Genomic DNA, 23,906 nt, shown 5'->3' with positions numbered 1-23,906 from the left:
AGCCGCCCCGCGACAAGGCGAGGCGGCTTGGATCGATAGGTGTTGCGCGTCGTCGCGGACTACTCGGCCTGCTCCAGCGCGGCGGGCATCTTCGCCACCGACATCAGCGATCGCGCGACCTGGTTGAGCAGGAGATCGGCATTCTCTTCCTCGGCGAGAGATTTGGAGAGCAGGGCGACGATCGCGCTATGGCGCAGCTGCTGCGCGAGGTTGCGCGCGGTGGTGTAGCCGGCCATCTCGTAATGCTCGACACGTTGCGCCGCAGAGATCAGCGCGAGGTCGGCGGCTGCATCCTCCTTCTCTTGGCTTTCCTTCATGACCTCCTGGCCTTCCTCGATCAGGCCCATCATGCCCTTGCAAGGCTTGGCGCGAGCGTTCTCGCCGAGCAGCTCGAAGCACTCGTTGATGCGCTCGACCTGATTTTCGGTCTCGGCCAGATGCTGCTCGAACAGTTCCCGCAACTGGTCGAAGCGGGCGGACTGCGCCATCTTCGGGAGCGCCTTGGTCAGCTGCTTCTCGGCATGGAGGATGTCGCGCAGCTCATGCAGCAGCAGATCGGTCAGGCCCGCCTCATCGACAGGCGGCGAGCTCTCCGCGACGATCGGGGTGGCAGCACCGGGATCGGCGGATTGCAGCGCAGGCGATTCCGTGAACACCCAGTCCTCGCCCTCGTTCCACGGGCCGCGGGTATCGATTTCGCCGTGGTCGCCGCTACCGGTGGAATCGTTGAAGTACTGGTTGACGAGGCCGGGCGTCGGCGCGATCCGGCCGATGCTGAAGGCCGGCTTCGACAGGCTCTCGAGCGCGCGCGCGAACGCCTTCATATGCGTAATCTCGCGCGTCATCAGGAATTGCAGCGCGTCCTTGCTGCCGGCGTCGTCGCAGAAATTGATCAGTCGCTCGTAGACGATCTTGGCACGCGCTTCGGCGGCGATGTTGCTGCGGAGATCGACGTCGAGCTCGCCGGTGATCTTGAGATAATCGGCGGTCCAGGGATTGCCTTGCGAGTTGAACAGATTAACGCCGCCTCCGCCGGCGATCGCGATCAGCGGATCGGCCTCCGCCGCCTGGCGGTCGTTGCGCGAGGGCGCAAGATGCATCCGGGCGAGGCAACCGACGACTTCGAGATGGCTGAGCTCCTCGGTGCCGATATCCATCAAGAGGTCCTTGCGGTCGGGATCCTCACAATTCAACCCTTGAATCGAATATTGCATCGCAGCCGCAAGTTCGCCGTTGGCGCCGCCGAACTGCTCGAGGAGCATATTGCCGAAGCGCGGATCGGGTTCGTCGACGCGCACGGTGAACATCAGCTTCTTGACGTGGTGATACATGGGGAGACTCGCGTGCTGGAGAGAAACTACGCGACAACGAGGCCTCCAGCCGTTCGTTCCTAAGTCTCTCCAGGATCGAGGCTGTCGTTGCCCCGGGCCTCTGCCAGGGAGCGCGATGGCTTACGGCGTCACCGCACTGCGCGCGACGGCGCGCGGAGCCGTCAGTTCCTTCCAGGTCGAATTTGCCACATGCACCGGCGAGAAGGCGGGACGTTCGACGTATTGTCCATCGCCGGCCTCGGCGCGCAGGTCGCCATCCTTCCAGACGATACGGCCGCGCGACAGCGTCGCGGCCGCACCGCCGGTGCAGGCAAAACCCTCGAACACGTTGTAATCGATCCGGCTCATCTGCCGCTTGGCGCTGATGGTCTTGCTCGCCTTGGGATCCCACACCACGATATCGGCATCCGAGCCGACGGCGACCGCGCCCTTGCGCGGATAGATGTTGAGGATGCGGGCGATGTTCGCCGAGGTCACCGCGACGAATTCCTCTTTGGTCAGCCGCCCCGTGGCGACGCCCGCGGTCCAGAGCAGCGCCAGGCGATCTTCGAGGCCGCCGGTGCCGTTCGGGATCTTCCTGAAATCGCCGCGCCCGAACCGCTTCTGCTCGGTGGTGAAGGCGCAATGATCGGTCGCAACCACCTGGAGCGCGCCGGCTTGCAGGCCGGCCCAGAGGCTGTCCTGATGCTGTTTGTCGCGGAACGGCGGCGACATCACGCGCTGTGCGGCATGATCCCAGTCCTTGTTCTGATATTCACGCTCATCCAGCAGCAGATGCTGGATCAGCGGCTCGCCATAGACGCGCTTGCCGGCGGCGCGTGCCCGCGCGATGGCCTCATGCGCCTCGCGGCAGCTGGTGTGCACGATATAGACCGGCGTGCCTGTCATATCGGCGATCATGATGGCGCGGTTGGTGGCTTCGCCCTCGACCTCCGGCGGCCGTGAATAGGCGTGGCCTTCCGGGCCCGTGACGCCGCGCGCGATCAGGGCGTCCTGCATCAGGGCGACGACGTCGCCGTTCTCAGCATGGACAACCGGCATGGCGCCGAGATGGGCGCAGCGCGCGAACGAATTGTAGAGCTCGTCGTCGTTCACCATCAGCGCGCCCTTGTAGGCCATGAAATGCTTGAAGGTGTTGATGCCGTAGGTTTTGACCACAATCTCCATCTCGTCATGGATCTGCTTCGACCATGACGTCACCGCCATGTGGAAGCCGTAGTCGCTGGCCGCCTTCTCGGATTTGTGCCGCCACTCCTGATACGCCGCGAGCATGGATTGGCCGGGATCGGGCAGGCAGAAATCCACCACCATCGTGGTGCCGCCGCTCAGCGCCGCCTTGGTTCCGGATTCGAAATCGTCGGCGGTGACGGTGCCCATGAACGGCATTTCGAGATGGGTGTGCGGATCGATCCCGCCCGGGATGACGTAGGCGCCGCCTGCATCGATGACCTCGCTACCTGTCGGCGCATCGAGCGCTGCGCCGATCGCGACGATGGTCTCGCCGTCGATCAGCACGTCCGCGCGGCGCGAATGATCGTGATTGACGACGGTGCCGCCGCGGATGAGGAGGGGCATGAGGTGCTCCGAGAGGTGAGGGACGGCTCGAAGGCTAAGCGCGCGACTGGCGATGCGACAGGTGAAATTTTAGTCAGCCGCCGCCGCTCCTTTCACGTCGTGCGCGATCAGCCCGTCGATCATCGCGCGCACGAGGCCCGTGATCTCCTTGCGCAGCGCCGGCAGCGGCACGGCCACCAGCTTCTGCTCCAGCCCGAGCGCCACCATGCCATGCACGGCCGAGAACAGGCTGCGTGCCGTGATGCCGAGTTCCTCCGGGCTGCGCCCAGGAAACAGTGCGGCCAGCGGCTGGTAGATATGACGGAACAGCTGCATCTGGTCGTGCACGGACCAATCCGGCACCAGCTTGCCCGTCTCCATCCGGTGCTCGAACAGCGCGCGCCAGAGCTGGAGGTTTTCGGCGGCGAAATCGCAATAGGCGAGGGCGATGCGGACCAGGGATTCCCGTGGCGATGGCTCGCCGGCATTTGTTGCGAGAGTCAGCGTCTCGTCGAGCCGGAGCAGCGTGCGCGAGCCGACCCGCAGGATCAGTTCGTCGACATCAGCCACGAGATTGTAGACCGCGCCATTGGCGCAGCCGATCTCGCGGGCCAAATCGCGGGTCTTGAGACCCGCCAGCCCCCGCTCGGCGATCATCTGTTCGGCCGCCTGGATCAGGGCCGAACGCAATTTCTCTCCCCGTTCCAGGGCCTTAGTCATTCTTAACCAAATTCTTGAGCGTCGCTCAAAATAATATTGAACGATGTTCAAGTTTCCTGCTACAAACCATCTGTGAGCAACGCTCATAGACAGGGAGCAACCAATGTTCAAGACCGTCGTGACCCTCTTCCGCGGCAGCGTCGCCGCTGCGGGCGAGGAACTGGAAGATCGCACCGCCCTTCTGATCCTGGATCAGCAGATGCGCGATGCAGCCGCAGCCGTCGAGCGCAGCAAGCGCACGCTGGCGCTGGCAATCGCGCAGGACCAGCAGGAAGGCCGCAAGCTCGAGGCCACGAATGCGCGTATCGCCGATCTCGAGACCCGTGCCGTTGCGGCGCTGGATGGCGGCCGCGAGGACCTCGCCAAGGAGGCCGCCGAAGCCATTGCGGCGCTGGAGGCCGATCGCGATGCGGCCATGACGGCGCGCGCGCTGTTCGCGACCGAGATCATCAGGCTGAAGCGCCACGTCGCCAACGCGCAGGCCCGCATCACCGAGCTCGATCGCGGTCGCCGGATCGCCCGCGCCTCGGAAGCGGTGCGCTCGCTTCGCCGCAGCGGCATCGAGGCCGCGCGCCCCTATGAATCGACATTGCCGGAGGCGGAGGGGACGCTGAGGCGTCTGCGCGAGCGGCAGATGGAGGCTCAGGCGGCCGACGATGCCCTGGTCGAGCTCGACGCGGCCACCGGCCCGCTCGCCACCGCCGAACGACTCGCCGAGCAGGGCTTCGGCCCGCGGCTCAAGACGACCGCCGACGATGTGCTGGCGCGCTTGAAGTCCAGGCGCATGCCGGCGGCCTGATCTCAAGTTCCAATCCGAACGCAATCATCATTCCAATCGACAGGAGACCATCATGAACCAGAATGGCCAGCCCCACAGCGGCGCCTGGGTGAGCTTCACCTACGCGTCCTTCGCAGCTTCCGCCTTCCTCGTCGCCATCGGCATCTTCTTCCTGCCGATCGACCTCTGGATGAAGGGTTATCTCACCATGGGCATCGTGATGATGATCCAGACCTGCGTCACCCTGACCAAGACCGTGCGCGACAATCATGAGAGCAGCCGCCTCGTGAACCGCATCGAGGATGCCAAGGCCGAGCGGCTGCTAATGGAGGTCTCCAAGGCGGCGTAAGGCGAACGGTCGCAGCGCGCGCTCTGGGGCGACAGGGGCGCGCGCGGCAGGCAGGGTGCATTGTGCTTCGCGTGCAGGTGCGATATGGCTCTCGCGCTTTCCAGAGGCGGAGACGAGCTTTGTCGAAACAATCCCTGCGCGAGGAGGCCGAGCGCCTGATCCGCGAATCGATGGAAAAGAAGACCATCGTGGTCAAGCAGGGCACGACCCGCATCGAGGCTGTCTGCGGCAAGTGCGGAGCGCCGAACCGGGTGCAGGCGGAGAAGGGCCAGACCCGCGTCAAGTTCGCCTGCAAGAACTGCGGGCATAAGCAAGAGACGTTGTAGGCGTCTTCGCCTCTACCCGGGTCGCTTCGGCGATGCGCAGCATCGTCTGCCGCGATCCGGGTGAGGGCCCTACGGCCTCTCCCTCACATCACCTGATGCACGTCGATCACGACGCGATCCGCATGGCGCGCCGCTGACGCCACGAAGATGTGCTCCATCAGCCAGCGGTACGTCTCGTGCCCGGTCTCGAACTTCGGCACGGTGCGGAAATAGATCAGCTTCGGATCGACCGGCTCGCCGCGCTTGAGCTTGTGCAACAGCTCGACCGGGCCGAAGCGCATACCCTTGTTCTCGACGTAGACGGTCGCACCGTCGTCGGTCTCGAAGGCGTATTTCGCTTCGAGATCGATCAACTCGTTGGGCCGGATGGTCTGGAAATCGGCGCCGAAGGGGAGCACCTTTCCGCTGACCGCGCCCGTCACCTCGCCGCCGATGATCGGAATGATGCGGCGGACGCCGATCCCGGTCTCGCCCGCGGTCACGACGTCGCCGATCCGCGCGGTGATGGTGAAAACGTATCTTGTTTCGAGGGTCGGGGTGGTCATCTCTGCCTCCAATTATCGACGAGCCTTCCCTTCTCCCCTTGTGGGAGAAGGTGGCGCGAAGCGCCGGATGAAGGGTCTATCTCCACAAGCGTGCTCGCGGAGAGAGATCCCTCACCCGTCTCGCCGCTATCGCGGCGAGCCACCCTCTCCCACAAGGGGAGAGGGGAAGCAGCCACGCCGTGCGGCATTCAATCTTGTCACCTCTAATGCGCCATCATCCGCGTCGGCAGCCAGGTTGCCAGCAGCGGGAAGGCGATCAGGATCACGAGGCGCACGAGGTCCGTTGCCACGAACGGGCTTACGCCCTTGAAGATGGTGGAGAAGGAGACGTCCTTCACCACGCTTTTTATGACGAAGACGTTCATGCCCACGGGCGGAGTGATCAGGCCGAGCTCGACGGTCACGACGATGATGATGCCGAACCAGATCGGATCGAACCCCAGATGCATGATCACCGGGAAGATGATCGGCACGGTCAGGATGATCATCGCCATGGCATCCATCAGGCAGCCGAGCACGAGATACATCACCATGATCAGCGCCAGCACGCCGTAGGGGCCGAGGCCGAGCCCGGTGAGGAATTCCGTCACCTTCTGCGGCGTCTGCGTCACCGTGAGGAAATAGCCGAAGATCAGCGCGCCGATCAGCACGGTGAACACCGCAGCCGCGGTGCGCGTCGCCTGCAGCAGCGAGGCCAGCACCTTCTCGCGGTCGAGCCGGCCGGTCAGCACGCCGATGATGAAGGCCCCGGTCGCGCCGACGCCGCCGGCCTCGGTTGGCGTGAAGCGCGGCAGGAAGGGCAGGCCGTAGAGGCCGCCGATGACGAAGATGAACAGCAGCACCGGCGCCCAGATCTCCTTCAATCCGGCAAAGCGCTCGCGCCACGGCGTCACCTTGCCCTTGGGCAGGAAGTCGGGGCGGAAATAGCCGATCAGGGAGATCGTGATCATGTACATGGTCATCGCGAGCAGGCCCGGGATGATGCCGGCGATGAACAGCTTGCCGATGTCCTGCTCGGTGATGATGCCGTAGACGGCGAGCACGGTGGAGGGCGGCAGCATCGCGCCCAGGGTGCCGCCGGCCGCGATCACGCCGGTGGCGAAGGATTGCGGATAGCCGAAGCGGCGCATCTCGGGATAGGCGACGGCGGAGAAGGTCGCGGCGGTCGCGACCGAGGAGCCGCAGATTGCGGCAAAGCCGCCGCAGGCGCCGACGGTGGCAATGCCGAGTCCGCCGCGCAAATGTCCGACGAAACCGTTGGCGGCGCGGAATAGCTCGCGGCTCATGCCGGAATTGCTGACGAAGGAGCCCATCAGCAGGAACATCGGGATGACGCCGAAGGTGTAGTCGGTCACGGTGCGCATGGTGACCTGACCGACCATCTTCAGGGCCGGTGTCGAGCCCACGAGATAGCTGAAGCCGCACACGCCGACGAGGCCCATGGCCATGCCGACCGGCACGCGCAGCAGCATCAGGGCGAACAGGGCGACGAAGCCGATGACGGCGACGGCGTCGGTACTCATGGTTACTCCGTCACCTTGATCTTGGGTTCATGCATGTCTTCGGGGTGGAAGATCAGCCGGTACGTGCGGATCGCGATCAGCAGCACGGCGCAGACGTCACCGATCCACGCGACGAGGAAGAACGGCCATGTCGGCATGTGCAGGTCGAAGGTCTGAACGTTGTCGTTGTAGGTCAGCCGGACCTTGTCGAACAGCGTCCAGGTCTGCACGGTGACGACGAACAGCAGCACCAGGGTCGCGAACACGTCGATCCAGCGCTGATGGCGCGGCCCGACATTGCCCCAGACCAGGTCGACGGTGATGTGGGTGCCGCGATAGGAGGTTGCCGCGATGCCCCAGAAAATGAGGATGCCGAGCAGCATTCGGCCGATGTCGAAGCTGTCGGGGATCGAATAGTTCAGCGTGTTGCGCAAGAGCACCGACAGGAAGATGTCGAGCGCGACGATGCCGACGAAGCCGGCCGCGATCCATTCGATCGAGTCAATCACGCGATCCATCCAGGAGCGCTTCATGGGTGTTTCCTAAGCACTGCTATTCTCATTCTCGGCTCTGGCGACGGCACTTCGCCTCTCCCGCTTGCGGGGAGAGGCCGACACGCGAAGCGTGGCGGGTGAGAGGGACTATCCACGAGTCCAATTGTCACCGTCCTGCGGAGACTCCCCCTCACCCCAACCCTCTCCCCGCAAGCGGGGAGAGGGGGAAGAGACACGGTGCGCTCCTCACCTGCTCTCAGCTTGCAAGGCAACGGCGGCAGGACCAATCCCGCCGCCGCGTTTCCTTCGCCACCGCGTCACTCCGCCAGCGCGTTGTATTTCTTCAGCGAGGCCTTGAGATCCGCGAGCGCGGCGTCGGGATCGGCACCGGCCTTCTTGGCGCCGTCGCCCCAGGTCTTGACCAGCGGCTCGGCGGCCTTCTTCCAGGCGGCGATCTGCTCGGGCGTCAGCTTGTAGACCTCATGGCTGGATTCCGCCTTCACCTTGGCGATGCCGGCGTCCTCGAACTTGCCCCAATGCTCGCCGACCGCGCCTGCCATCTCGACCGTGCAGTTCTTGTCGATCGCGGCCTTCTGCTTGTCGGACATCGCATTGTACTTGTCCTTGTTGATCACGAACACGAAGGTCGTGGTGTAGAGCGGCGCCTCCATGTCGTACTTGGTCACCTTGTCGATGCCGAACAGCACCAGTGAGCCCCAGGGGAAGGTGACGCCGTCGGCGACGCCGCGCTCGATGATGTCGCGCACTTCCGGCGCCGAGGACTGCACATTGGTGCCGCCAAGCGAGGTGACGAAGTTCGCCATGGTAGCGTGCGCCGGGCGGATCTTCATGCCCTTCACGTCCTCGGGGTTGACGATCTTCTTGGTGCGGGAATGGAACGAGGAGGGCGAGTGGACGAAGGCGAGGCAGTATTTGACGTCCTTCATCTCCTTCTCGGCAAATTTGCGATACCACGCGTCGAGCCCCATCGAGCCGCCCTTGGCATCCGAGATCAGGAACGGCAATTCCCCGGCGCCGATGATCGGGAAGCGGCCGGGCTGGTAGCCGGGATTGACATAGGTGACGTCGGCGATGCCGTCGCGCGCCATGTCGTAATGGTCGAAGGCCTTGCCGAGCTGCTGGGCCGGAAACACCTTGCCGGTAATGGTGCCGCCGGAATCCTTGTTCACCGCAGCCACCCAGTCTTCCAGCGATTTCTGCAGCGGATGCGATGCCGGCACCCAGTGCGAGACCTTCAGGTCAAATGTCTTGTCCTGCGCGAGCGCGGGGCTCACGCTTGCTGCCAGCAGCAAGGCCAGACAGGCTTTCCTCATCACGCGTCTCTCCCTTTTGCGACGGCGGGCTTCGTTGGCCCGGTCTCGTTAATTAACATGTTATCTAATTCGCCGGCGCGTTCAAGCCGGAACTGAGGCCCGCCGTGTCGCGCCATCTACGTCAGTCATGTTGCATGGATTTGTCGCTGCTCGGGCGACCACCGCTCTCCCTTTGCGCAAACGTTATATGGTATAATTATCGCCTGCGAGCCTTTGCCACAAGCAGGCTGCGGCCAAAGCCTAACAGGATCGGAAGCAGCATGTATTGCGGACAAAGGTCGCAATCGTCGGGCCGTTGCGGCGATGGCGGGGCTCGTTTCAAACATCTGCACAAATTCCGTTTAAAGCTTTGTAGGTGATGCATTCCTCGCGTCATTCGCTTCCAATGCAGCCAAGGCAATGAAGCGAGACCGCCATGACCCGCACCGACATCCCCGCCGGCTACGAGCCACATTTCCGCAAAGCGCCGCTGACCGATCCCTGGGAGCCGCTCTATTCGAAGAAGACCGATAAGGGCGTCACCGTCGGACTGCGCCTGGCGACGCCGCACACCAACGCCCGCGGATTGATCCATGGCGGGCTGATCGCGGCGCTCGCTGACGCCGCCATGGGCTACAGCTGCGCCCAGGCGACGGGCTGGACCACGTCATTCGTCACCATCTCGCTGTCGGTCGACTATGTCGGCGCCGCCGAGATCGGCCAATGGCTGGCGGTCGAGGGCGAGGCGATCAAGACCGGGAACACGATCTGCTTCGCGCAGTGCCTGGTGAAGGCGGACGACGCCGTGATCGCGCGGGCCAGCGGCACGTTTCGGGTAGTGCCGAAGAAGGGGTGAGGCCCAACTCTCTCCGTCGTCATGCCCGGGGCAAGCCCGGCCATGACGGAAAAGATCACCCAAACCTCCACTCCGCCGTCTCCACCACGAGGTCGACGAACGCGCGCACCTTGGCCGAGAGCAGGCGCGAGGTCGGGTAGACGATGTGGATCGGCAGCGCCGGCTGCTCGTATTGCGCCAGTACGATCTTCAGGCGCCCGCGCTTCAGGCCCTCGGCGGCCTGATAGGCCAGCACCCGCGTCACGCCGCCGCCGGCCTCGGCGTATTGCAGGGCGGCGTCGGCGCTGTTGCTGATGAAGCGAGGCGACAGCGGCAGCCCGATATCGCGGCCGTCGCGCAGGAAACGCCATTCGGACCAGGGGCCGAACTGGATGGTCTGGTGCGTGGCGAGCGCTTCCGGCGTCTTCGGCTCGCCGTTGCGCTTGAGATAACCGGGCGCGGCCACCACGATCCGCCGCATCTCGCCGACCTGGCGCGCCACAAGCGAGGAATCAGCGAGATGGCCGATCCGCACCGCGGCATCGACGGCGTCCTCGACGAGGTTGACGAGATGGTCGGACAGCCTGAGTTCGGCGGCGACCTCGGGATAGCGCTTGAGATAGGCGGTCATGAGAGGCCCGACATGCAGCCGGCCGAAGCCGACCGGCGCGGACACGACGAGACGCCCGCTCGGCCGATTGCGCTCCTCCCGCGCCGAGCCGTCAGCCTCCTCGACGTCGGCGAGGATGCGCCGCGCGCGCTCCAGGTAGCGCGTGCCGACGTCGGTCAGCGCCACCTGCCGCGTGGTCCGCTGCAGCAGCCGCGCGCCGAGATGCTCCTCCAGCGCCGCGATCATCCGCGTCACCGCCGACGGCGACAGCCGCAGTTTGCGCGCCGCCGGCGCAAAGCCGCGCAGGTCGGCCACGGTGACGAAGACGTGCATGGCTTCGAGCCGGTCCATGGACATTATTGCATATATTGCAATGATGAAGTGTCAAGCTGCTCAATTGTTTTAGACGCCGAAAGGTCCAGATTAGGTGCGGAAGACGCAGCAATGCGCCGGAATTTCAGGAGATGTTCCGATGACGGCAGTTCACACCTATGCCAGCGACGTGGCCTTTTCGCCGGCGGTGAAGACGATCCAGGCGCGCAAGGGCTCGCGCGAGGCCTATGCGCGCAGCGAGCAGCGCGGCTGGCGCACCGAGGTCGACGACAATCTCGCCGCGTTCCTGGCCGACGCCAACAGCTTCTATTTTGCCACGGCTTCAGCCGACGGCCAGCCCTACATCCAGCACCGCGGCGGCCCGAAGGGCTTTCTCAAGGTGCTGGACAAGCAGACGCTCGCCTTCGCCGACTACGCCGGCAACCAGCAGTTCATCACGCAAGGAAATCTCTCGGAGAATTCCAAGGCCTACATCTTCGTGATGGACTACGCCCACCGCCGCCGGGTGAAGATCTGGGGCGAGGCGCGCGTGGTCGAGAACGACGAAGCCCTGACCACGTCGCTGATGCCGAAAGGCTACCGCGCCCGGCCCGAGCAAGTGATCCTGTTCAAGATCGCGGCCTGGGACACCAACTGCCCGCAGCACATCCCGCAGAAGTTTGATGCAGCCGATGTCGCGGCCGCGCTCGCCGCGAGAGATGCGAGGATCGCAGAGCTGGAGGCGGAGCTTGCGGCGTTGAAGGGGTAGGCGGCGAGCTTAGCCTCTAACGAAAGCTGAAGCAGGCTGCGCGGTGCACCCTCTCCCCTTGTGGGAGAGGGTGGATTCGATGCGAAGCATCGAAGCCGGGTGAGGGGTTCTATCCTCTCGGACGGTCTCACGCGCGGAGAGAACCCCTCATCCGGCGCTTCGCGCCACCTTCTGCCACAAGGGGAGAAGGGAAGAAGAGCGCTGAATCGCTAAATCACACTTTCGCCTTCGTGCTGGAAGCCGAGATAGCTTGCCGCGACCCGTTCGTTGGCGGCGATGTCGCTGGCCTTGCCGCTGAGCACGAACTCGCCGAGCTCCATGACATAGGCCTGGTCCGCGATCTTCAGCGCGGCCTGCGCGTTCTGCTCGACCAGCAGCACGGAGACGCCGGCGGCGCGGAGCTCGGTGACGATGCGGAAGATGTCGGCGACGATGATCGGGGCAAGGCCGAGGCTCGGCTCGTCCAGCATCAGGAGCTTCGGCTCGCCCATCAGCGCGCGGCCCATCGCGAGCATCTGCTGCTCGCCGCCGGAGAGCGTGCCGGCGAGCTGCTTGCGCCGCTCTTTGAGCCGCGGAAACAGCGCATAGACCCGCTCCATCGAGGCTTTGGCCTTGCTGCGCTCGATCCGGAACGCGCCCAGCTCGAGATTGTCCTCGACATTCATGGTCACGAACAATTCGCGATGCTCGGGAACGAGACCGAGCCCCATCGCGACGCGGTCCTCGATGTCGAGCCGGGCGAGATCCTGCCCGGCAAAGGCGACGCGGCCCTTCAGCGGCAGGATGCCCATGATGGCCGAGAGCAGCGTGGTCTTGCCGGCGCCGTTGGCGCCGACGATGGTGACGATCTCGTTGCTGCCGACCTCGAGCGAGACCGAACGCACTGCCTCGACCTTGCCATAGGCGACATGCGCGTCGGTGACGGACAACAGGGTGCTCATGCCGCCACTCCGAGATAGGCCTTGATCACTTCGGGATTGGTCTTGATCGTCGCCGGCGTGCCCTCCGCGATCTTGGTGCCGAAATCGAGCACCACGATGCGGTCGGCAAGGTTCATCACGAAGCCCATGTCGTGCTCGACCAAAAGGACGGACATCCCGCCGTCGCGCAGCTCGCGGAGCAGTGTTGCCAGCCGCTGCTTTTCCATGTGGCGCAGTCCGGCTGCCGGCTCGTCGAGCAGCAGCAGCATCGGATCGACGCAGAGCGCGCGGGCGATCTCGACGATGCGCTGCTGGCCGAGCGAGAGCGAGCCTGCCAGCTGGTGCATCTGCTCGGCGAGGCCGACGCGCTCGATCTGGCGGGCGGCCTCGGCGAGCAGCTTGGCCTCGTCAGCGCGGTCGAGCCGCAGCATCGAGGAGATTGGGCCGGAATGGCCGCGCAAATGTGCGCCAATCGCGACGTTCTCCAGCACGGTCATGTCGGGGACGAGCTTGACGTGCTGGAAGGTCCTGCTGATACCGAGCTTGACGATCTCCTGCGGCGGCGCGTTGTCGACCTTCCTGCCGAGCACCGAGATCGAGCCCGAGGTTGCCGACAGCACGCCGGTAATCAGGTTGAAGGTCGTGCTCTTGCCGGCGCCGTTCGGGCCGATCAGCGCGACGATCTCGCGGGCCTGCACGTCGAAGGACACGTTGTTCACCGCGACCACGCCGCCAAATTGCTTTCGCGCCTTCTCGACCTGAAGCAGGACGCCGGTCTCGGCAGGCGCGCGGGTGCGATGCTCCAGCTTCAGCGAGGTGTCCGGCTTCCTGCCGTCGGTGCGCTCGGGCAAGAACGACATCAGCCAGGGCCAGAGGCCGCCGGGCGCAAGCTGCAGCAGCGCCACCAGCATGATGCCGAACACGATGGTCTCGACCTGGCCGGAGCCCGGCAGGATCAGCGGCAGATAGCTCTGCAGCACCTCTTTCAGGATCACGACAATCGCCGCGCCCAGCACGCCGCCCCAGACATAGCCGGCGCCGCCGACCACTGCGATGAAAAGGTATTCGATGCCCATATGCGCGCCGAACGGCGTCGGGTTCACGGCGCGCTGGAGATGGGCGTAGAGCCACCCGGACAGGCCGGCGAGCACCGCGGCGTGGATGAACACCAGCAGCTTTGCCCGCGGCGTGTGGACGCCGAACGCTTCGGCGGCGACATGGCCGCGGCGCAGCGCGCGGATGGCGCGGCCGGTGCGGGAGTCCAAGAGGTTCATCGTCAGCAGGGCGGAGAGGATTACGGCGACCCAGATTGCGTAATAGATCGAGCCGGGCGAGAGCATCTTGAAGGCACCGATCGACAGCGGCGGGATCGCCGAGATGCCGTCGTTGCGTCCCAGAAACTCCAGCTTGCTGAACAGGTAGAACAGCCCAAGCCCCCAGGCGAGCGTGCCGAGCGGCAGGTAATGCCCCGAGAGGCGTACGGTGATCAGCCCGAGCAGCACCGCGAGCGAGCCGCTGACCACGAGCGACAGCGGCAGCGTCAGCCAGGGCGACAGGCCATAGGCCGTCGTCAGCACGGCGGTGGTGTAGGCACCGAAACCGACGAAGGCGGCCTGCCCGAACGAGGTGAGGCCGCCGACGCCGGTCAGCAGCACGAGGCCCATCGCGACCAGCGCGGCAAGGCCGATATTGTCGAGCAGCACGATCCAGAACGGGGGCACGCCCGGGATGAGCGGGATCGCCGCCATGAGGATCGCGAAGACGAGGATGGGAAGCCGGCTCTGCATCGGGCTCAGTCCTTCTCTTCCTCGACCGCGGGCGCGGCGAGCGAGCGCAGCAGCAGCACGGGGATCAGCAGCATGAAGACGATCACCTCCTTGTAGTTGGAGGCATAGAAGGACGAGAACGCCTCGACGATGCCGACCACCAGCGCCGCGACGGCGGTGAGGGGATAGCTGACCAGGCCGCCGATGATCGCGGCAACGAAGCCCTTCAGCCCGATCAGGAAGCCGGAGTCGTAATACAGTGTCGTGATCGGCACGATCAGGATGCCGGAGAGTGCGCCGATCACGGAAGCCAGCAGGAAGGCGATCTGGCCCGACAGCGTGGTGCGGATGCCGGCTAGCCGCGCCCCGAGCCGGTTGACCGCGGTCGCGCGCAGCGCCTTGCCGTAGAGCGTCAGGCCGAAGAACAGCCAGAGCGCGACGATGAAGGCGATGGTGATGGCATAGACGGTGATGCTCTGGCCGGTGAAGCGCAATGCGCCGGCGGTGAAGGCGCCGGACAGCACGGCAGGCCCGCGCTGGCCTTCGGCGCCGAAGAACAACAGGCCAAGTCCCTGCAGCGCGAGATGGACGCCGACCGAGGCGATCAGCAGCACCAGCACCGAGGTGTGCGCCAGCGGCTGGAAGGCGATGCGGTAGAGATAGAGGCCGATCATCGCCACGATCACCAGCGACAGCGCGATGCAGACCGCGACCGGCGGCTTCTGCGCGGCGAGGGACAGGGTCAGCGCCAGCACGATCGCGGGCAGCACGACGTTGGCGATGAAGCTGCGGACGACCAGCCGCCCGTGCAGCGCCTTGCGCGCCACGAACAGGTCGAAGGCGAAGGCGCCGATGCCGAGCGCCAGCGCCAGCTTTGCCGTGCCCGGCATCTGGCCGGCGGCCAGCGAGGCATAGGTCAGCGCGCCATAGGTGACGAATTCGCCCTGGGGAATAAGGATGACCCGGGTGACGGCGAACACCAGCACCAGCGCCAGGCCGAGCAGCGCATAGATCGCGCCATTGGTGATGCCGTCCTGCACCAGGAACAGCATGATGGTGGTATTCAAGACCGGACGCTCCCCCTAATCCGGACCGGTCCCCTCGATTGCGGTGGACGGTCCGCTCACAGCCATTGAAAAACGCAGGCGATATTTGGTATGGTCCATAACAATTATCAAATATAACTTCAAGGGTGGGAACGACCCGCCCCGGAATTTAGCGGGATTACGAGCACGAGGCGATGACCGTTTCCAAAACCGCTGAAAAGTCCTCCGACAAGCCGGCCGACGTGGCCAAGGGCCGCAAGGACGCGAGCGAGCCGCAGGCGGAGGCCCTCCAGCTCGGCGAGCTTTCCGAGCAGCTCGGCTATGTCCTGAAACGTGCGCAGCTCAAGGTGTTCGAGAATTTTCTGCGCTGCATGGCCTCGCTCCAGCTGACGCCAGCGCAGTTCTCGGTGCTGCTGCTGGTCGAGAAGAACCCCGGCCGTAACCAGACCGAGATCGCCTCCACGCTCGGCATCCTCAGGCCGAACTTCGTAGCCATGCTCGACAATCTGGAGAGCCGCGACCTCTGCGCGCGGATCCGCTCCACCAACGACCGCCGCTCGCACATCCTGGTCTTGACCGACAAGGGCAAGGCCGTGCTGGCGCGCGCCAAGAAGCTCGTCGCCACCAAGCACGAGGCCCGGCTGAACGACTTGCTCGGCCAGGCCAACCGCGAAGCCCTGATCGGGATGCTCGCGAAGATCGCCAACGAGTTTTGACTCTTACCCTCCAGGGGAGGGTAAGCGAACGTCAATCCACCAAGATCGCCCTGATGTCGTTCACGTTGGTCAGCGTCGGTCCAGGCTGTAGCAGGTCGCCGGTCGCCTCGAAAAACGTGGTGGCGTCGTTGTTGGCGAGATAGGCATGCGGCTCGAGCCCCAGCGCCTTCATCTTCGCGAACGTCGCCGCATCGATCAGCGCGCCGGCGGGGTCGGTCGGGTGGCCGGCGCCGCCATCGGCGCCGTCGGTGTCGCCGGCCAGCGCCGCGATGCCGGAAGTGTCCTTCAAGAGCGAAGCCAGCGCCAGCGCGTATTCCTGGTTCGGCCCGCCGCGCCCGTTGCCGCGCACGGTGACCGTGAGCTCGCCGCCGGAGAGAATCGCGACGCGCTTGCCCTGGCTGCGTGCCTGAAGCGCCAGCCTGGCGTGATCGGCGGCGACCTCGCGCGCCTCGCCTTCGAGATCGGCGCCGAGATCGATGGTCTCGTAGCCGGCCTCGCGCGCGAGCTTGACCGCGGCGTCCAGCGACTGCTTGGGCCGCGCGATCAGCTCGAACGAGGCGCGCGCAAAGGCGGCGTCGCCCGGCTTGCAGCTCTCGTTGTTGGGATCGTCGAGCGCGCGGCGCACCGCATCGTCGATGTCGAGCCTGTATTTCGCCACGATCGCGCGCGCATCCGCCAGCGTGGTCGGATCGGGCACGGTGGGGCCGGAGGCGATCGCGGACGGATCGTCATGCGGCACGTCGGAGATCGCGAGCGTCACGATCTCCGCGGCGTTGCTGCCAGCGCGGGCGAGGCGGCCGCCCTTGATCCGCGACAGGTGCTTGCGCACGACGTTCATCTCGCCGATCGGCGCGCCCGAGCGCAGCAGCGCCTTGTTGACCGCCTGCTTCTGCGCGAAGCTGATGCCGTCCACCGGCGCGATCCAGTTGGCCGAGCCGCCGCCGGTGAGCAGCACCAGCAGGAGATCGTCCGGCCCGGCCTCGCCCGCGAGTGCGAGCGTGTCGGCCGCGCCCTTCAGGCCGGCTTCGTCAGGCACGGGATGACCGGCCTCGACCACGCGAATGCTGCGCGTCGGCACGCCGTAGCCGTGGCGCGTGGTGGCGATGCCGACGAGGCGCTCCGGCGCCAATCCCAGCGCATCGAGATAATGCCGCTCCGCGGCTGCGGCCATCGCGCCGGCGCCCTTGCCGGCCGCGAGGCAGATCACGCGCCCCCTGGGCGCAGGTCGCAGGTGAGGGGCCAGCACCATTTCGGGATGGGCGGCGGCGACGGCCGCGTCGTAGAGCGCGCGGAGCAGGGGGCGTCGGTCGGTCATGGACAATGGCCTTGCGCAGACTGGACTGGCGGCGAGGAGGTCGCCGCCATCTGCCTACCGCATCGTGTGCCAAAGCGTAAGCGCCTTCGCCGTCATTCGATTGTGCAATCGCGTGATCATAATTGCCACACAAGCAGAAGCCCCCTGCGCGATCAGCGCAGGGGGCTCGTCGTCCGGGCTTTGAAGCTTCTAGCCGCCGGCGTCGGCGCTGATCACCTCGCCGAACAGGTCCCACTTGTCGCCCTTGAACTTCATCAGCTGCAGCGAGCTGATCGGTGCGAAGTCGTTCGGCCCGGTACTGATCTTGATGCCGGGCAGCAGCACTTCGGTGCGGAAGTCCTTCAGGCTCGCCGCCTGCTTCATGACGTTCTCGCGCGTGAGATTGTCGCCGCATTTCTTCAGCACTTCGACCAGCGTCTGCGCGACGCCGTAGCCGACGATGGTGCCGCCGTCGAGCTTGTCGCCCTCGGGGAAGTACTTCGTCATGAACTCCAGGAACGCCTTCATGCCGGCGTCGTCCTTCCACTGCGGATCGGAGACGTCCTTCAGATAGGCGGCCGAGATAATGTCCTGCGAATTCTCGAAGCCGGCGGGCTTGATCACGCTGCCGACCGAGGCCGAGACGTTGTTGAGGAAGTGGGTCGGCTTCCAGCCGATCTCGGAGATCTTCTTGATCGCCTGCGCCGCGAACTTCGGCGTGGTGATGTTGATGAAGACGTCGGCGCCGGTGGCTTTCAGCTTGACGATGTGGTTGTCGATGGTCGGCTCCGACGTCTCGTAGCTTTCCTCCAGCACGATCATGCTCGCGGCCTTGGCCCCCAAGCCGTCCTTCAGGCCCTTCAGGTAATCCTTGCCGTAATCGTCGTTCTGGTAGAGCACGCCGATCTTGGCGTTCGGCATGGCCTTGAGGATGTATTTCGCGTAGATCTGCGTCTCGCTCTGGTAGTTGGGTTGCCAGCCCATGGTCCACGGGAAGTTCTGCGGATCGTTCCACTTGGTAGCGCCGGTGGCGACGAACAGCTGCGGCACCTTCTTCGAGTTCATGTATTTCTGGATCGCGGAGTTCGGCGGCGTGCCGAGCGAGTTGAAGACGAGCAGCACCTCGTCGCTCTCGACCAGCTTGCGCGCCTGCTCCACCGTCTTCGGCGGCGAGTAGGCGTCGTCGTAGGAGACGAAATTGATCTTGCGGCCGTTGATGCCGCCCTCTTCGTTGATCTTCTTGAAATAGGCGGCTTCGGTGCGACCGATGATGCCGTAGGCGGAGGCCGGTCCGCTGTAGGGCATGATGTTGCCGATCTTGATCTCGGTGTCGGTCGCACCGGTATCGTATTTTTTTTGGGCCGTTGCGGTTGAGGCCGAGGCCGCGATGAGCGCGAGCGCCAATGATGCGGCCGCAAGCTTGCCGGTGACAGCAGGCATTCCAATCTCCCTGTTTTTTCTTTGTGTGTGCGTCCCTTTTCTTGTCTCGTTTTTCTTCGCGACGCGGCCGCAATTCAATACGATTTGCCTGAACGCTTCAAGGAAAAGCCCCTGCGGCATGGCCGCAGGGGCTGCGTCTTTAGTCGATTTGGCTACATCTTGAGCAAGTGGTTAATGGTCAGCCGCCGACGTCGCCGCTCAGCACCTCGCCAAATGGCACCCAATGCTCGCCCTTGAACCGGATCAGCTGCAGTTGCGAGAGCGGCGCGAAATCGGTCGCCGAGGTGTTGACCTTGATGCCCGGCAACAAGCCCGCCGGCTCGAAGTCCTTGATGTTGGCGGCCTGCTTCATGATGTTCTCGCGGGTGAGATTGTCACCGCAGGCCTTGAGCACGTGAACGAGGCCTTGGGCGACGATGTAGCCGTACATTACCGAGGCATCGGCGCGGTTCGCTTCAGGATAGTACTTATCCAGAAATTCGTTCCAGGCGATCATCGCCTTGTCATTTTTCCACTGCGCGTCGGTCGGATCCTTGAAATATTGCGACGAGATGATGTCCTGCGCGTTCTCGAATCCGGCCGGCTTGATTACGCTGCCGATCGAGGCCGAGACGTTGTTGAGGAAGTGCAGCGGCTTCCAGCCGATCTCGGCGTTCTTCTTGATCGCCTGTGCCGCGAATTTCGGCGTCGTGATGTTGAAGAACACGTCGGCGTTGGTCGACTTCATCTTGACGATGTGGGAGTCGATGGTCGGCTCGGAGACTTCGTAGCTGTCCTCGATGACGATCATCGAGGCGGCCTTGGCTCCGAGCCCGTCCTTGAACCCCTTCAGATAGTCCTTGCCGTAATCGTCGTTCTGGTAGAGCACGGCGATCTTGGCGTTCGGATGGTTCTTCAGGATGTACTTGGCGTAGATGATCGCCTCGATCTGGTAGTTGGGTTGCCAGCCCATCGTCCACGGGAAGGTCTGCGGGTCGTTCCACTTCGTGGCGCCGGTGGCGACGAACAGCTGCGGAACCTTCTTCTGGTTCATGTACTTCTGGATCGCCGAGTTCGGCGGGGTGCCGAGCGAGTTGAAGATCAGCAGCACCTCGTCGCTCTCGACCAGCTTGCGCGCCTGCTCCACGGTCTTCGGCGGGGAATAGGCGTCGTCATAGGTGATGAAGTTGATCTTGCGGCCGTTAATGCCGCCTTCTGCGTTGATCTTGCGGAAATAGGCCTCTTCGGTCTTGCCGATCACGCCGTAGGCGGACGCGGGACCGCTATAGGGCATGATGTTGCCGATCTTGATCTCCGTGTCGGATGCGCCGGTGTCGTATTTCTTCTGCGCGAGCGCTGTCGTGGACAGCGTGGCGGCTAGCACGAGGGCAGCCGAGAAGGCCCCCAATCGCACATGCATTGCAGGCATTTTGATCTCCCTGGACAGGATTGAATGTGTCGTTTGTTCTTATTGGGAGCGATCGTTGCGCGTCGCTCCGTCACGCATTCAATACCTATCCACGGCCGTCAGCAAGAAGAACGCCTGCACGGCCCTCGCGCAGGCGGCGATCTCGTCGAAGGCGGTGCTGAATATTCCGGCGCGTGAGATTCTTTTTGCGGGGCAAACTCACCGCTTGAGTTGCTTTACGAGAAGGCGGCTATTTTGAATTGCGTCGTTCAGTGGCTCATCTCGCTCGAGATGATGTCGCCGAACAGCTCCCATTTCCTGCCCTTGAAGCGCATCATCTGCAGCTGCTCGATCGGGGCGAAATCGTCGGGCGCGGTGTTGATCTTGATGCCTGGCAGCAGCGTGTCGGGTGCGAAGTCCTTCAGGCTGGCGGCCTGCTTCATGACGTTCTCGCGGGTGAGATCGTCGCCGCACATCTGCAGCACCTTCACGATGGTCTGTGCGGCGGCATAGCCGTACACGACGCCGGCATCGAGCTTGTTGGCCCTGGGCTCGTATTGCGCGAGGAAACTGTAGAACTTCTTCATGCCGTCGTCGGCATTCCACTGCGGGTCGGAGCCGTCCTTGGTGTAGGTCGCCGACAGGATGCCTTGCGAGACTTCAATGCCCGCCGGCTCCAATACGCCGCTGACCGAAGCCGAGACGTTGGAGATGATGTGCATCGGATGCCAGTTGATCTCCGCGGCTTTCTTGATTCCCTGCGCGGCGAATTTCTGGTTGGTGAGGCTGATGAAGATATCGGCGCCGGCCGCCTTCAGCTTCACGACTCGCTCGTCGATTGCGGGCTCGGACGTGTCGTAGGCCTCCTCCCGCACGATCATCGAAGCCTTGGCGCCGAGGCCCTCCTTCAACCCGTTTAGATAGTCCTTGCCGAAATCGTCGTTCTGGTAGAGCACGCCGATCTTTCCGTTTGGCTTCTCCTTCATGATGTATTTGGCATAGATCCGAGCCTCGCTGACGTAGCTCGGCTGCCAGCCCATGGTCCAGGGATATTGCTTGGGGTCGTTCCATTTCGAGGCGCCGCTCGCCACGAACAATTGCGGCACCTTCTTCTCGTTCATGTACTTGCGGATGGCGCTGTTGGTGGAGGTGCCGAGCGAGCCGAAGATCAGCAGCACGTTGTCGCTCTCGACCAGTTTTCGCGCCTGTTCCACCGTCTTCGGCGGCGAATAGCCGTCGTCATAGGAGATGAATCTGATCTTGCGGCCGTTGATGCCGCCCTCGGCATTGATCTTGTTGAAGTAGGCTTCCTCGGTCCTGCCGATCGCAGCATAGCCGGAGGCCGGACCGCTGTAGGGCATGATGTTACCGATCTTGATCTCGGTATCGGAGGCGCCGCTGTCGTATTTCTTCTGCGCCAGCGCCTCGCCGCTCATTGCAGTGCACAAGGCAAGCGCGGCCCAGAGCGTCGCAACCTGGGAACGAACGGCGGCCATTGCTCTCCTACCCCGGGATGGATCGATCGCATTGAACAAGATTGGCGCCTGTCGTCAACAAAAAGCCCCCGCGACTGTCCGCGGGGGCTCCTCGTCCTCGATCATCGCGTCACGCGTCACTCGGAGGCGACGTCACCGCTGATGATCTCGCCGAACAGTTCCCACTTCTCGCCCTTGAAGCGCATCATCTGCAGCTGCGCGATCGGAGCGAAGTCGGTGGCGCTGGTGTTGATCTTGACGCCGGGCAGCAGCGTATCCGGGGCAAAGTCCTTCAACGAGGCGGCCTGCTTCATGATGTTGGCGCGAGTGAGATCGTCGCCGCACATCTCCAGCACCTTGGCCAGCGTCGACGCGGCGCCATAGCCGTAGACCATGCTGGTGTCCGACTTGTCGGCACCCGGCATGTACTTGTCGACGAACTCGTTCCACTTCTTCATGCCTGGGTCGTTGGCCCATTGCGGATCCGTGGAGTCCTTGGCGTAGGCGGCCGACAGCACGCCCTGCGCGTTCTCGAAGCCAGCCGGCTTCATCACGCTGCCGACCGAGATCGACACGTTGGTGAGGATCTGGAGCGGTTTCCAGCTGAGCTCGGCGGTCTTCTTGATGGTCTGGGCCGCGAACTTCGGCGTGGTGTAGATCAGCAGCACGTCGGGATTGGCGGCCTTGATCTTGACGATATGGCCGTCGATCGACGGCTCGGAGACCTCGTAGCTCTCCTCCATGACGATCATGGACGAGGCCTTGGCGCCGAGGCCGTCCTTGGTGCCCTTGAGGTAGTCTTTGCCGAAATCGTCGTTCTGGTAGAGGATCGCGATCTTGGCGTCCGGCTTCTCCTTCATCAGCCACTTCGCGTAGATCTGCGCTTCGCTCTGGTAGGAGGGCTGCCAGCCCATGGTCCAGGGGAAGTTCTTCGGGTCGTTCCACTTGGTGGCGCCGGTCGCGACGAAGAGCTGCGGGATCTTCTTGGAGTTCAGATACTTCTGGATCGCACTGTTCGAGGGCGTGCCGAGCGGATTGAAAACGACCAGCACCTCGTCGCTCTCGACCAGCTTGCGGACCTGCTCGACGGCCTTCGGCGGCGAATAGCCGTCGTCATAGGTGACGAAGTTGATCTTGCGGCCGTTGATGCCGCCCTTGTCGTTGATCATCTTGAAATAGGCTTCTTCGGTCTTGCCGATGATGCCATAGGCCGACGCCGGACCGCTGTACGGCATGATGTTGCCGATCTTGATCTCGGTATCGGACGCGCCGGTGTCGTATTTCTTTTGGGCGAGTGCAGCGCCGGAGGTGAGAGTGATGGCCGCCGTTGCCGTGATCAGCGCGGCGGCTCGCAGTGTTCTTCCAAAATACAATTCGGTCTCCTTGGTTAATTCAACGGGTCTTCAGTTCTTCCTGAGCTTGCCGACGAGTTGCTGGCCCAGGATCGCCACCTGCCTTGCGCCATGCGGCACGAGGTAGATGACGAGGAACAGCAGCACGCCGAACACTGCGCCGGAGAGGCCCTTGGAGATGCTCTCCGCCATGTTCGGCACGAAGATGATGAAGGCCGCGCCGACGAACGAGCCGGGCAGCCAGCCGACGCCGCCGACCACCATGCCGAGGAACAGCGAGATCGCGAGCGTGATGGTGTAGCTGTCGGGCGCGACGAACTGCACCGCGATGGCGCCGAGCGAGCCGGCAACGCCGGTGATGCCGGCGGACACGCCGAAGGCCAGCGTCTTGTACAGCGCGACGTTGACGCCCATGGAGGAGGCCGCGATCTCGTTGTCGCGGATCGCCATGAAGGCGCGGCCCGAGCGGGAGCGCAACAGGTTCACCGAGAAGATGTAGATCGCGACCGTCACGGCGAGCGTGAAGTAGTACAGCCACATGTCCTGCGACATCGGCAAGCCGAACGGTGCGTCCGGCTTGGTGACGACGAGGCCCTGCACGCCGCCGGTCCAGTGCTCGAGGAAGTTCAGCTTGAGCAACTGCGGCATCGCGGTCGCGAGCGCAAAGGTCGCGAGCGCGAGATAGATGCCCGACAGCCGCAGCGCCGGCTTGCCGAACAGGTAACCGAATCCGAAGCAAATCACGGCGGAGATCGGAATGGTCAGCGCGTAGTTGACGTTGGCATGTTCCATCAGCACCGCAGACACATAGGCGCCGACGGCGTAGAACGCGCTCTGGCCGAGCGAGAACTGGCCGCTTCCGCCGGTCAGGATGTTCAGCGCCAGCACCGCGAGCCCGTAGATCAGGAGCATCGTCATCTGGAAGATGATGAAGTTCTTGACGAACATCGGCACGATCAACAGCGCGGCCAGCACCACCAGCGACGTGCCGGTGCCCAGCGTCATGGCCCGCTTCGGAACCGCCTCGACCGCCTCGTGGCCCTCGGCGACGACTTCTTCTGCTGCGCTCATG

The 23,906-nt window shown here is 64.0% G+C and carries 23 protein-coding genes; 6 read left to right on the top strand and 17 right to left on the bottom strand.

Annotated features, from left to right (window positions below):
• Positions 1-59 precede the first annotated feature (59 nt).
• The 3 genes from I6F24_RS13455 to I6F24_RS13445 form a co-directional block, all read right to left on the bottom strand.
• Entirely contained in the window at positions 60-1,331 is a 1,272-nt protein-coding gene (locus I6F24_RS13455; protein ID WP_157282801.1) for a DUF892 family protein, read from the bottom strand.
• 120 nt (positions 1,332-1,451) lie between these two features.
• Positions 1,452-2,906 carry a dihydropyrimidinase gene (gene hydA / locus I6F24_RS13450; RefSeq protein WP_225149295.1) on the bottom strand — a complete coding sequence of 485 codons (1,455 nt, stop codon included), beginning with the start codon at positions 2,904-2,906 and terminating at the stop codon, positions 1,452-1,454.
• A 69-nt stretch (positions 2,907-2,975) separates the two neighbouring features.
• Positions 2,976-3,605 carry a TetR/AcrR family transcriptional regulator gene (locus I6F24_RS13445; RefSeq protein WP_225149294.1) on the bottom strand — a complete coding sequence of 210 codons (630 nt, stop codon included), beginning with the start codon at positions 3,603-3,605 and terminating at the stop codon, positions 2,976-2,978.
• A 103-nt stretch (positions 3,606-3,708) separates the two neighbouring features.
• Here I6F24_RS13445 and I6F24_RS13440 point away from each other — a divergent pair, with 103 nt between their 5' ends.
• From I6F24_RS13440 to I6F24_RS13430, 3 genes are all read left to right on the top strand, one after another.
• A complete protein-coding gene (locus I6F24_RS13440; RefSeq protein ID WP_035997892.1) occupies positions 3,709-4,404 on the top strand; it encodes a PspA/IM30 family protein in 696 nt (231 codons plus the stop codon).
• Positions 4,405-4,456: 52 nt separating this feature from the next.
• Positions 4,457-4,732, top strand: coding sequence for a YiaA/YiaB family inner membrane protein (locus I6F24_RS13435; protein WP_035997898.1), 276 nt, complete (start codon positions 4,457-4,459; stop codon positions 4,730-4,732).
• A 119-nt stretch (positions 4,733-4,851) separates the two neighbouring features.
• Entirely contained in the window at positions 4,852-5,058 is a 207-nt protein-coding gene (locus I6F24_RS13430; RefSeq protein ID WP_025033895.1) for a hypothetical protein, read from the top strand.
• Between the two features lie 83 nt (positions 5,059-5,141).
• Here the strand turns inward: I6F24_RS13430 and I6F24_RS13425 are convergent, their stop codons facing one another.
• From I6F24_RS13425 to I6F24_RS13410, 4 genes are all read right to left on the bottom strand, one after another.
• Positions 5,142-5,603 (bottom strand): DUF3237 domain-containing protein, encoded by a 462-nt coding sequence (locus tag I6F24_RS13425; protein ID WP_035997901.1) that lies wholly within the window; start codon positions 5,601-5,603, stop codon positions 5,142-5,144.
• 203 nt (positions 5,604-5,806) lie between these two features.
• Positions 5,807-7,126 carry a TRAP transporter permease gene (locus I6F24_RS13420; RefSeq protein ID WP_057028189.1) on the bottom strand — a complete coding sequence of 440 codons (1,320 nt, stop codon included), beginning with the start codon at positions 7,124-7,126 and terminating at the stop codon, positions 5,807-5,809.
• A 2-nt stretch (positions 7,127-7,128) separates the two neighbouring features.
• On the bottom strand, positions 7,129-7,638 hold the full coding sequence (locus tag I6F24_RS13415; RefSeq protein ID WP_035997911.1) for a TRAP transporter small permease: 510 nt from the start codon (positions 7,636-7,638) through the stop codon (positions 7,129-7,131).
• Positions 7,639-7,916: 278 nt separating this feature from the next.
• Positions 7,917-8,933: a TRAP transporter substrate-binding protein gene (locus I6F24_RS13410; protein ID WP_036021503.1), complete on the bottom strand. Its 1,017-nt coding sequence runs from the start codon at positions 8,931-8,933 to the stop codon at positions 7,917-7,919.
• Positions 8,934-9,348: 415 nt separating this feature from the next.
• Here I6F24_RS13410 and I6F24_RS13405 point away from each other — a divergent pair, with 415 nt between their 5' ends.
• Positions 9,349-9,768, top strand: coding sequence for a PaaI family thioesterase (locus I6F24_RS13405; protein WP_035997915.1), 420 nt, complete (start codon positions 9,349-9,351; stop codon positions 9,766-9,768).
• Between the two features lie 55 nt (positions 9,769-9,823).
• Here I6F24_RS13405 and I6F24_RS13400 read toward each other — a convergent pair whose 3' ends face one another.
• On the bottom strand, positions 9,824-10,708 hold the full coding sequence (locus I6F24_RS13400) for a LysR family transcriptional regulator (RefSeq protein ID WP_035997918.1): 885 nt from the start codon (positions 10,706-10,708) through the stop codon (positions 9,824-9,826).
• A gap of 121 nt (positions 10,709-10,829) precedes the next feature.
• Here I6F24_RS13400 and I6F24_RS13395 point away from each other — a divergent pair, with 121 nt between their 5' ends.
• Positions 10,830-11,438 carry a pyridoxamine 5'-phosphate oxidase family protein gene (locus tag I6F24_RS13395; RefSeq protein ID WP_225149293.1) on the top strand — a complete coding sequence of 203 codons (609 nt, stop codon included), beginning with the start codon at positions 10,830-10,832 and terminating at the stop codon, positions 11,436-11,438.
• 209 nt (positions 11,439-11,647) lie between these two features.
• Here I6F24_RS13395 and I6F24_RS13390 read toward each other — a convergent pair whose 3' ends face one another.
• Genes I6F24_RS13390 through I6F24_RS13380 form a run of 3 tightly spaced genes read right to left on the bottom strand, consistent with a single transcriptional unit; the run spans position 11,648 to position 15,191 of the window.
• Complete coding sequence (locus tag I6F24_RS13390; RefSeq protein ID WP_225149292.1) at positions 11,648-12,379, bottom strand: ABC transporter ATP-binding protein; 732 nt, start codon at positions 12,377-12,379, stop codon at positions 11,648-11,650.
• Complete coding sequence (locus I6F24_RS13385) at positions 12,376-14,145, bottom strand: branched-chain amino acid ABC transporter ATP-binding protein/permease (protein WP_051056811.1); 1,770 nt, start codon at positions 14,143-14,145, stop codon at positions 12,376-12,378. Before I6F24_RS13385 ends, I6F24_RS13390 begins: the two co-directional genes overlap by 4 nt.
• Before the next feature lie 5 nt (positions 14,146-14,150).
• Positions 14,151-15,191 (bottom strand): branched-chain amino acid ABC transporter permease, encoded by a 1,041-nt coding sequence (locus I6F24_RS13380; protein WP_036036742.1) that lies wholly within the window; start codon positions 15,189-15,191, stop codon positions 14,151-14,153.
• Between the two features lie 173 nt (positions 15,192-15,364).
• On the opposite strand from I6F24_RS13380, the gene I6F24_RS13375 reads away from it, so the two are divergent.
• Positions 15,365-15,886: a MarR family transcriptional regulator gene (locus I6F24_RS13375; protein WP_036021509.1), complete on the top strand. Its 522-nt coding sequence runs from the start codon at positions 15,365-15,367 to the stop codon at positions 15,884-15,886.
• Positions 15,887-15,917: 31 nt separating this feature from the next.
• On the opposite strand, the gene I6F24_RS13370 is transcribed toward I6F24_RS13375, so the two are convergent.
• The 6 genes from I6F24_RS13370 to I6F24_RS13345 form a co-directional block, all read right to left on the bottom strand.
• Positions 15,918-17,201 (bottom strand): glycerate kinase, encoded by a 1,284-nt coding sequence (locus tag I6F24_RS13370; protein WP_036021510.1) that lies wholly within the window; start codon positions 17,199-17,201, stop codon positions 15,918-15,920.
• Between the two features lie 189 nt (positions 17,202-17,390).
• The gene (locus I6F24_RS13365; protein ID WP_035997932.1) at positions 17,391-18,620 is read right to left on the bottom strand and encodes an ABC transporter substrate-binding protein; all 1,230 of its coding nucleotides are present in this window, start codon (positions 18,618-18,620) and stop codon (positions 17,391-17,393) included.
• Positions 18,621-18,798: 178 nt separating this feature from the next.
• Positions 18,799-20,028 carry an ABC transporter substrate-binding protein gene (locus tag I6F24_RS13360; protein ID WP_036021511.1) on the bottom strand — a complete coding sequence of 410 codons (1,230 nt, stop codon included), beginning with the start codon at positions 20,026-20,028 and terminating at the stop codon, positions 18,799-18,801.
• Between the two features lie 248 nt (positions 20,029-20,276).
• Positions 20,277-21,503 (bottom strand): ABC transporter substrate-binding protein, encoded by a 1,227-nt coding sequence (locus I6F24_RS13355; RefSeq protein ID WP_109142407.1) that lies wholly within the window; start codon positions 21,501-21,503, stop codon positions 20,277-20,279.
• 116 nt (positions 21,504-21,619) lie between these two features.
• A complete protein-coding gene (locus tag I6F24_RS13350) occupies positions 21,620-22,855 on the bottom strand; it encodes an ABC transporter substrate-binding protein (protein ID WP_036021515.1) in 1,236 nt (411 codons plus the stop codon).
• A gap of 30 nt (positions 22,856-22,885) precedes the next feature.
• Entirely contained in the window at positions 22,886-23,905 is a 1,020-nt protein-coding gene (locus tag I6F24_RS13345) for a branched-chain amino acid ABC transporter permease (RefSeq protein ID WP_036021517.1), read from the bottom strand.
• Between the last annotated feature and the right edge of the window lies 1 nt (position 23,906).

Origin of the sequence: Bradyrhizobium sp. BRP23, assembly GCF_020194135.1 — a bacterium.
GTDB lineage: Bacteria > Pseudomonadota > Alphaproteobacteria > Rhizobiales > Xanthobacteraceae > Bradyrhizobium > Bradyrhizobium yuanmingense.
This window is presented reverse-complemented; position numbering and strand designations above follow the sequence as displayed.

Coding starts and splice junctions, on each gene's coding strand:
- I6F24_RS13390 (WP_225149292.1), bottom strand. CDS start 12,379: ATGAGCACCCTGTTGTCCGTCACCGACGCGCATGTCGCCTATGGCAAG.
- I6F24_RS13415 (WP_035997911.1), bottom strand. CDS start 7,638: ATGAAGCGCTCCTGGATGGATCGCGTGATTGACTCGATCGAATGGATC.
- I6F24_RS13440 (WP_035997892.1), top strand. CDS start 3,709: ATGTTCAAGACCGTCGTGACCCTCTTCCGCGGCAGCGTCGCCGCTGCG.
- I6F24_RS13410 (WP_036021503.1), bottom strand. CDS start 8,933: ATGAGGAAAGCCTGTCTGGCCTTGCTGCTGGCAGCAAGCGTGAGCCCC.
- I6F24_RS13455 (WP_157282801.1), bottom strand. CDS start 1,331: ATGTATCACCACGTCAAGAAGCTGATGTTCACCGTGCGCGTCGACGAA.
- I6F24_RS13435 (WP_035997898.1), top strand. CDS start 4,457: ATGAACCAGAATGGCCAGCCCCACAGCGGCGCCTGGGTGAGCTTCACC.
- I6F24_RS13355 (WP_109142407.1), bottom strand. CDS start 21,503: ATGGCCGCCGTTCGTTCCCAGGTTGCGACGCTCTGGGCCGCGCTTGCC.
- I6F24_RS13405 (WP_035997915.1), top strand. CDS start 9,349: ATGACCCGCACCGACATCCCCGCCGGCTACGAGCCACATTTCCGCAAA.
- I6F24_RS13445 (WP_225149294.1), bottom strand. CDS start 3,605: ATGACTAAGGCCCTGGAACGGGGAGAGAAATTGCGTTCGGCCCTGATC.
- I6F24_RS13385 (WP_051056811.1), bottom strand. CDS start 14,145: ATGCAGAGCCGGCTTCCCATCCTCGTCTTCGCGATCCTCATGGCGGCG.
- I6F24_RS13395 (WP_225149293.1), top strand. CDS start 10,830: ATGACGGCAGTTCACACCTATGCCAGCGACGTGGCCTTTTCGCCGGCG.
- I6F24_RS13425 (WP_035997901.1), bottom strand. CDS start 5,603: ATGACCACCCCGACCCTCGAAACAAGATACGTTTTCACCATCACCGCG.
- I6F24_RS13400 (WP_035997918.1), bottom strand. CDS start 10,708: ATGGACCGGCTCGAAGCCATGCACGTCTTCGTCACCGTGGCCGACCTG.
- hydA (WP_225149295.1), bottom strand. CDS start 2,906: ATGCCCCTCCTCATCCGCGGCGGCACCGTCGTCAATCACGATCATTCG.
- I6F24_RS13420 (WP_057028189.1), bottom strand. CDS start 7,126: ATGAGTACCGACGCCGTCGCCGTCATCGGCTTCGTCGCCCTGTTCGCC.
- I6F24_RS13345 (WP_036021517.1), bottom strand. CDS start 23,905: ATGAGCGCAGCAGAAGAAGTCGTCGCCGAGGGCCACGAGGCGGTCGAG.
- I6F24_RS13365 (WP_035997932.1), bottom strand. CDS start 18,620: ATGCCTGCTGTCACCGGCAAGCTTGCGGCCGCATCATTGGCGCTCGCG.
- I6F24_RS13360 (WP_036021511.1), bottom strand. CDS start 20,028: ATGCCTGCAATGCATGTGCGATTGGGGGCCTTCTCGGCTGCCCTCGTG.
- I6F24_RS13370 (WP_036021510.1), bottom strand. CDS start 17,201: ATGACCGACCGACGCCCCCTGCTCCGCGCGCTCTACGACGCGGCCGTC.
- I6F24_RS13375 (WP_036021509.1), top strand. CDS start 15,365: ATGACCGTTTCCAAAACCGCTGAAAAGTCCTCCGACAAGCCGGCCGAC.